The 7,079-nt window shown below is 58.1% G+C and carries 7 protein-coding genes, 1 pseudogene and 1 other annotated feature; of the genes and pseudogenes, 3 read left to right on the top strand and 5 right to left on the bottom strand.

Features of this window, described 5'->3' with window-relative positions:
• Positions 1 to 747 (bottom strand): annotated as a pseudogene (locus PFH44_RS23015) (anthranilate synthase component I); the annotation flags it as partial.
• A 35-nt stretch (positions 748 to 782) separates the two neighbouring features.
• Positions 783 to 878: a sequence feature (Trp leader region), on the bottom strand.
• Positions 855 to 902: a trp operon leader peptide gene (trpL, locus tag PFH44_RS28030; protein WP_115193975.1), complete on the bottom strand. Its 48-nt coding sequence runs from the start codon at positions 900 to 902 to the stop codon at positions 855 to 857. It overlaps the preceding feature by 24 nt.
• Before the next feature lie 135 nt (positions 903 to 1,037).
• On the opposite strand from trpL, the gene rnm reads away from it, so the two are divergent.
• Entirely contained in the window at positions 1,038 to 1,901 is an 864-nt protein-coding gene (rnm, locus tag PFH44_RS23010; protein ID WP_045855052.1) for an RNase RNM, read from the top strand.
• Positions 1,902 to 1,916: 15 nt separating this feature from the next.
• Positions 1,917 to 2,537 (top strand): L-threonylcarbamoyladenylate synthase, encoded by a 621-nt coding sequence (locus PFH44_RS23005; protein ID WP_045855053.1) that lies wholly within the window; start codon positions 1,917 to 1,919, stop codon positions 2,535 to 2,537.
• Between the two features lie 86 nt (positions 2,538 to 2,623).
• On the opposite strand, the gene PFH44_RS23000 is transcribed toward PFH44_RS23005, so the two are convergent.
• The 3 genes from PFH44_RS23000 to PFH44_RS22990 form a co-directional block, all read right to left on the bottom strand.
• Positions 2,624 to 3,505, bottom strand: a complete 882-nt coding sequence (locus PFH44_RS23000) for an ABC transporter permease (RefSeq protein WP_283826268.1) — start codon at positions 3,503 to 3,505, stop codon at positions 2,624 to 2,626.
• Positions 3,502 to 4,245 (bottom strand): ATP-binding cassette domain-containing protein, encoded by a 744-nt coding sequence (locus PFH44_RS22995; protein WP_283826267.1) that lies wholly within the window; start codon positions 4,243 to 4,245, stop codon positions 3,502 to 3,504. The genes PFH44_RS23000 and PFH44_RS22995 overlap by 4 nt, the downstream gene beginning before the upstream one ends.
• A 206-nt stretch (positions 4,246 to 4,451) precedes the next feature.
• Positions 4,452 to 5,384 carry a LysR substrate-binding domain-containing protein gene (locus PFH44_RS22990; RefSeq protein WP_283826266.1) on the bottom strand — a complete coding sequence of 311 codons (933 nt, stop codon included), beginning with the start codon at positions 5,382 to 5,384 and terminating at the stop codon, positions 4,452 to 4,454.
• Positions 5,385 to 5,490: 106 nt separating this feature from the next.
• Between PFH44_RS22990 and betC the strand changes: the two genes are divergently transcribed.
• A complete protein-coding gene (betC, locus tag PFH44_RS22985; RefSeq protein ID WP_241721660.1) occupies positions 5,491 to 7,029 on the top strand; it encodes a choline-sulfatase in 1,539 nt (512 codons plus the stop codon).
• The last annotated feature ends 50 nt before the right edge of the window (positions 7,030 to 7,079 follow it).

Raw genomic sequence — 7,079 nt, 5'->3', positions numbered from 1 at the left:
GACCACGGCGCCGTACTCGTCGTCGCTCTGGTCGCAGTCGCAGGTCATATGCTCGACCGTCGTGACCGGCAGCGGTGCCGGCGGCTCGTTGAGCTGCTGGCGAAGCTGGGCGATGCGCTGCGTCAGACGCTGCTTTTCGCTCGCCAGCGGCGTGAACAGGCTCGACTGGATGCGGGTGCTTTTGCTCTGGTGATCGATAACCAGCAGCGTTTCGGCCAGGTAGAAGCAGTAGTCCGGACAGGCGGTGTCGCTTTCCAGCGGCGGCAGGTTTTCGAAACCGGCCACCAGGTCATAGGCAAACAGGCCGCCGAAGAACATCGCTTCGCGCTCGTCGTGCGGCACGGTGACCAGCTCCTGCAGCAGGCGGAAGGCGTCAAAGACCGACAAGGAACAGAGGCGCGCGTCCTCATCCAGCAGGGCGCTGACCGGGGGGAAGGTGAGCGTCCGGCCGTTCGGCTGACGCAGATTTTCGATGCCCGCAGGCAGGGCGTTGTCGAGTAAATCCAGCAGCGATGCGCCGTTGCTGGAAAGTGCCTGGATAGTGACGGTGTCACCTAAGGCGGTGATGCGCAGCGCGCTGTCAACCAGCAGCAGGCTCTTTAAGTCATCCTTGCTGTCGATATCCGCAGATTCCAGCAGCAGGGTTGCCGGACGCGCGCCGCACAGCTGGTGGAACAGCGCCGTCGGGTTTTCGCGATAGATGGCGTCGCTGGTGAGAAGCTCGAGTGCCGGTTTTGATGTTTGCATTATTGTTCTCGCCTGTTCGGTATAATAATTTGTCCAATAAAAAGCCCGCTCATTGGCGGGCCGGGTATCTGTATGCTGAGTGCAAAACGCGATCACGCCGCCCGTTATCAGGAGGTGCGCCACCAGCCGTGCAGAGTGATAGTTTGCGTTTTCATCGTGATACCCCTTCATGTGAACTTGCGTACTAGTTAACTAGTCCAGAGGAATAATGTCAACCCCTGTTTGCAGATTTTCTCCGCGAGTCGGTATGATAATGCGCTTATTTAAGTCCATGTCCAGCAGGAGTCACCTTGAGCGATACCCTTTACGCAGTGATTTACGATCTGCATAGCCACACCACCGCCTCTGACGGGCGGCTGACTCCAGAAGAACTTGTCCATCGTGCCCACCAGATGCGGGTGGGCACGCTGGCGATTACCGATCACGATACCGTGGCGGCCATTCCCGCCGCGCGGGCGGAAATTGCCCGCGCCGGCCTGCCGCTGACGCTGGTGACCGGGGTGGAGATTTCCACCCTGTGGGAAAACCATGAAATTCATATCGTGGGCCTGAATATTGATATTGAGCATCCGGCCATGCTGGCCCTGCTCGATGAGCAGAAGGCGCGCCGCCAGCTGCGGGCGCAGATGATTGCCGAGCGTCTGGATAAGGCGCGGATCCCCGGCGCGTGGGAGGGGGCGATGAAGCTTGCCGACGGCGGGGCGGTAACCCGCGGACATTTTGCCCGCTTCCTCGTGGAAGCCGGCCACGCCGGCAATATGGCCGATGTTTTCAAAAAATACCTCGCCCGCGGGAAAACCGGTTACGTTCCGCCGCAGTGGTGTACAATAAAACAAGCGATTGATGTCATTCATCATTCTGGCGGCAAAGCGGTTGTCGCCCATCCCGGGCGCTATGACCTCTCCGCCAAGTGGCTGAAAAGGCTGTTGGCCCACTTTAGCGAGCAGGGTGGCGATGCCATGGAGCTGGCCCAGTGTCAGCAGGCGCCGCACGAGCGCACGCAGCTCGCCGCGTATGCCGTCCAGTTTGGTCTTCTGGGCTCCCAGGGTTCTGATTTCCATCAGCCCTGCCCGTGGATTGAGCTGGGCCGTAAACTTTGGCTACCCGCAGGTGTAGAAGGGATCTGGCACAGCTGGGAAACGGCCGCAGAATAAAATTGAGAGGGAAGTATGAGCCAGTTTTTTTACATCCATCCGGACAACCCGCAGGCGCGGTTGATTAACCAGGCGGTGGAGATCGTGCGTAAAGGCGGGGTGATTGTCTACCCTACGGATTCAGGCTACGCATTGGGGTGTAAGATTGAAGATAAGGGCGCGATGGAGCGGATCTGCCGCATTCGTCAGCTGCCGGATGGCCACAACTTCACCCTGATGTGCCGCGATCTCTCCGAGCTTTCGACCTACGCGTTTGTCGACAACGTGGCGTTCCGCCTGATTAAAAACAACACGCCGGGCAACTACACGTTTATCCTCAAGGGGACCAAAGAGGTGCCGCGTCGTCTGCTGCAGGAAAAGCGTAAAACCATCGGCATGCGCGTGCCGTCGAACCCGATTGCCCAGGCGCTGCTTGAGACCCTGGGCGAGCCGATGCTCTCCACCTCGCTGATGCTGCCGGGCAGCGAATTCACCGAGTCCGATCCGGAAGAGATTAAGGATCGGCTGGAGAAGCTGGTCGATCTGATTATCCACGGCGGCTATCTCGGCCAGCAGCCGACCACGGTTATCGATCTGACCGAAGATGCGCCGATCGTCGTGCGTGAAGGCGTCGGCGACGTGAAGCCGTTCCTGTAACGGAACACCTCCTTCCCGGCAGCATCGCGATCCAGGCTGCCGGGAGTGCGACAGGTTTGCCCCGTCGGGGCATGATACAAAGAGCTTTATTTTGACCTGAGCCGAAATAGTCCGCCGAGAATCGTCCTTCGGGCGCCAGAAGGCTCGCCGCGTCGTGCAAAGCTTGCGGAGAGCCGATCCAGCAGGATGGCAATCAGCACCACCACGAAACCACTCTGCAGGCCAGTGCCAATCTCCAGCTGTTGAATGCTGCTCAAAATATCGTTACCCAGCCCGCCGGCCCCGACCATCGAGGCGATGATAACCATCGACATGGCCATCATGATCGATTGATTCACGCCGGCCATAATCGAGGGCTGCGCGGCGGGCAGCTGCACTTTCCATAGCAGCTGCCACGGCGTGCAGCCAAAGGCGATGCCTGCCTCGATGCGCGAAGCGTTAACCTGGCGAATGCCTAAATCGGTCAGGCGCACGACCGGCGGCATAGAAAACAGAATCGTGGCGAAGATCCCCGGAGGGCGGCCAAGCCCGAACAAAATCGTCGCGGGTATCAGGTATACAAAGGCGGGCATGGTCTGCATAAAATCAAGCACGGTGCGAATGATGCTGCCGATAGCCGCGCGTCGCGCGCTCCAGATCCCGAGCGGAATACCGATCAGCAGGCTGAAAAACGTGGCTGACAGGGTTAGCGCCAGCGTCACCGCCGCGTGCTCGCTGTAGCCGCTGTAAATGATATACAGCGAAGCAAGCAGGGCAAACAGCGCGAAACTTTTGCCAATTCGCCACGCGCCGAGCCAGACCGCGATAATCACCAGCCCCCACGGCGAAAGCGCATTTATTACGCTCTCGATGCCCCCGGCGAAGCTGTCGATAGCATGGGCGAAACCGTCAAAGCCGCCGCCGGCGTGTACCAGCAGGCGCTGCACGGCGGCGTCAATCTGACGACTAAAATCGAGGGGGTAGCTCATGATGGCTCCTGACGCGCTGTCCAGATATCGGCATAGCTTTCGGCGAGCTGCCAGCGCGAAACGTCGACTCCGGAGAAAAAGTGTTGAACATACGCGGTCGCAGGCGCGTTGATCAGCTCTTCCGGTTTGCCAACCTGCACCAGCCTGCCTTTTTCCATAATCGCAATACGCGTACCGAGGCGCAGCGCCTCCTCCATATCGTGGGTGACAAAGACGATCGTGCGCCGGGATTCCGCCTGTAGCGACAGAAGTAGCGTCTGCATGTCACGGCGAATAATCGGATCGAGCGCGGAAAATGCTTCATCCATTAACAGCACGGTGGGATCCATGACCAGCGCGCGCGCGAGACCGACCCGCTGCTGCATGCCGCCGGAAAGCTGAGGCGGATACTGCTCGGCAACGTCGCCAAGCCCGACTTTTGCCAGCATGTCGCGAGCTTTCCGATAGCGGACATCCCGGGATTCGCCGGCCACTTCGAGGCCGAACGCCACGTTATCCAGCACGCTGCGTTCGTCAAACAGCGCGAACGACTGGAAAACCATGCCGATATGGCGACGACGCAGGGCGATCAGCTCGGACTCCCGGAGAGTGGAAAGCGTTTTACCCTGGAATATCACCGAGCCGGAACTGGCCGGAAGCAGGTGGTTAAGCGTGCGCAGCAACGTCGACTTGCCGGAGCCGGAAAGGCCGACAATGACAAAAATTTCTCCGCCATATATCTTTAAATTGATATCGCTCAAGGCATTAATCGCCGCGCTTTTGGGCGTCGTTGAGAAAAGACGTTTATTCCCGGCCGAATAATAATTTTTATTAACGGATCGTAACTCAAATATAGGTTGTAACATGGCGTCGCATTTATTTTAGGGTGGCCTTAAAAAGCTAACATATAAAACCGTCGGTGGCGCTAATGTATTTTATTAAATCAATATGCGTTTTCTGCATTAGCTTATTTGTTTTCTGCGATTAGCTGACCGGAAGAGTGAAAACTCCAGGCTTCATCCAATAACCACGCCTTGACCTTTTCCTGCTGCGCTGATGCGGGTTTAGCATTGACGGAAATCAGGTAATAGCCGCGTTCGGTACGGTGCATCGGGCCGCACTGCACCAGCTGCTTACTGGCCAGAAACGGCGCGATCAGAGGCTGCCAGCCAAGGGCGATCCCCTGGCCTTCCAGAGCGGCCTGGATCACCAGGGAATAGGCGTTGAAGGTCCGGGAGGCGGCCTGGTGCTGCCCGTGCACCTGATGCTGGCGGAACCAGTCTTCCCACGTCATCCAGCGCTGGGGCCGGGATTCGGGCAGCTTCAGCAGGGGAAAACTCAGCAGCGATTCGGGGGAGGCGGCTGGTGCCATTTCCTGCTTAATCTTTTGATTACAAACGGGAATGACAATTTCAGGGAACAGCCGCTGGTTCTGCGTTCCGGCCCAGTTGCCCTGGCCAAAATAGATAGCCAGATCCGCGCTGCTGTCGCGAAGGTTATAGTCGTTGGGTGAGGTGGTTATCTGTACCTCCACCCCTGGAATGAGCGCCTGCAGCCTCTCCATACGGGGTAAGAGCCAGTAGCTGGCAAAACCCATATCGGTATCGATGCGCAGGACATTACGCTGCAGGCGCGTGCGTTCGAGCTGCTCGCTGATTTCCAGCAGGCTGCTGCGGACGATGAGATACAGACTATTGCCGGATTCGGTCAGCTGAACGCCGCGATGACGGCGTTCAAATAGCGGTGAATTGACCAGATTCTCCAGCATCTGAATACGTTGACTGACCGCCGGCTGCGATAGCCCGAGTTCATTTCCGGCAGCGGTAAAATTACCTAAACGCGCCGCCGCTTCAAATACCACCAGCGCCTGTAAAGGCGGAAGCTGTAATTTCCCTGCCATAAATTCACCTTATGCCATGATAAAAAAATAGCCCCTTCACAGGGCCTGTTGATACATGAGATAAGGCTAACACGTTTTATTAATTATTTTACTTCGCAGGTAGGTCATGCTTATAAATAAACCGAATATCGTTATTCTGATGGCCGATCAGTTAACCGCCAGCGCCTTAAGAGCGTACGGGAATAACGTTAGTCTGACGCCAAATATAGATAAATTAGCCCGTGAAGGGGTGGTATTTGATTCCGCCTATTGCAACAGCCCGCTGTGCGCGCCATCGCGAGCATCGTTGATGACCGGGCAGTATATTTCCCGTAACCAGGTGTATGACAACGCCGCCGAGTTCCACGCCGACTCGCCGACCTTTTGCCATTATCTGCGCGAACAGGGCTACCGCACCTGGCTGTCGGGGAAAATGCACTTCTGCGGCCCCGATCAGCTGCACGGCTTTGACGAACGGCTGACAACGGATATCTACCCCGCCGATTTCGGCTGGACGCCGGACTGGCAGCACCCGGAACGCCGTCTCGACTGGTATCACAACATGAGCTCGGTGCTGGAAGCCGGCGAGTGCGTGCGCACCAACCAGCTCGATTTCGATGACGAGGCGTTATTCCTCGCCCGCCAGCGCCTGTATGACGCCGCCCGTCGCCCCGAAGAGCAGCCGTTTATGCTGCTCCTTTCGCTAACGCATCCCCACGATCCCTTCGCGATACCCAAACGCTACCTCGATCGCTTTGCGCAGGAAGATATCGATATGCCCGTCACGCGCGGCAAAGATATTGCAGACGATGCGCATTCGGCGCGGATGCGCGCCATGTATCAGCTGGAGCCGGGCCTGATCCACGATGAGCATATTCGGCGCGCCCGCCACGCCTACTACGGCGCCCTGGCCTACGTTGATGATTGCTTTGGCGAAATGGTGCGCACCCTCGAAGAGACGGGGCTGGCCGAAAATACCGTGGTGGTGGTGATTGCCGATCATGGGGAAATGCTCGGCGAGCGCGACCTGTGGTACAAGATGAACTTCTTCGAGAACGCCGTGCGCGTGCCGTTAATCGTGCATAACCCCGCGCGCTTCGCGGCCCGTCGGGTCAGCGAAAGCGTATCGCTGGTGGATCTTTTACCCACCCTTGTCGAGCTTGCCAGCGGCGAAGATCGCAAAGCGCAGGCCATCGCCCCGCTGGACGGCAACAGCCTGGTGCCGCATCTCCAGGGGCTGCCTGGGCCGGACGGTGCGGTGAGCGAATATTTGGCCGAGGGCGCGCTCGGGCCGATGCTGATGTTTCGCCGGGGCGAGTGGAAATACATTCATTCCGCCAGCGAGGCGCCGCAGCTGTTCAATTTACGCGACGATCCCCATGAGCGGGTGAACCTGGCGGCGAATGCGCATTACCAAACGGTCGTGCAGGCGTTCGTCGATGAAATCCGGGGGCGCTGGGATCTCGATGCCCTCTACCAACAGGTGCTCGCCAGTCAGCAAAAACGGCTGTTTTTGACCCAGGTCGCCGGGCGGGATGCCATTCCGAACTGGGACTATCAGCCGTTTCAGCGCGCATCAACGCGCTATATCCGTAACCATCAAACCCTGGATGAGCAAGAGGCGTTCGCCCGCTATCCTTCCCCCGTGAAACACCAGGAATCATAATGAAAATGAAACGCATGACCCGACTGATGCTGCTGGCGGTTGACGGCCCG

Source organism: Klebsiella sp. Ech2A (assembly GCF_030078455.1).
GTDB lineage: Bacteria > Pseudomonadota > Gammaproteobacteria > Enterobacterales > Enterobacteriaceae > Klebsiella > Klebsiella terrigena.
This window is presented reverse-complemented; position numbering and strand designations above follow the sequence as displayed.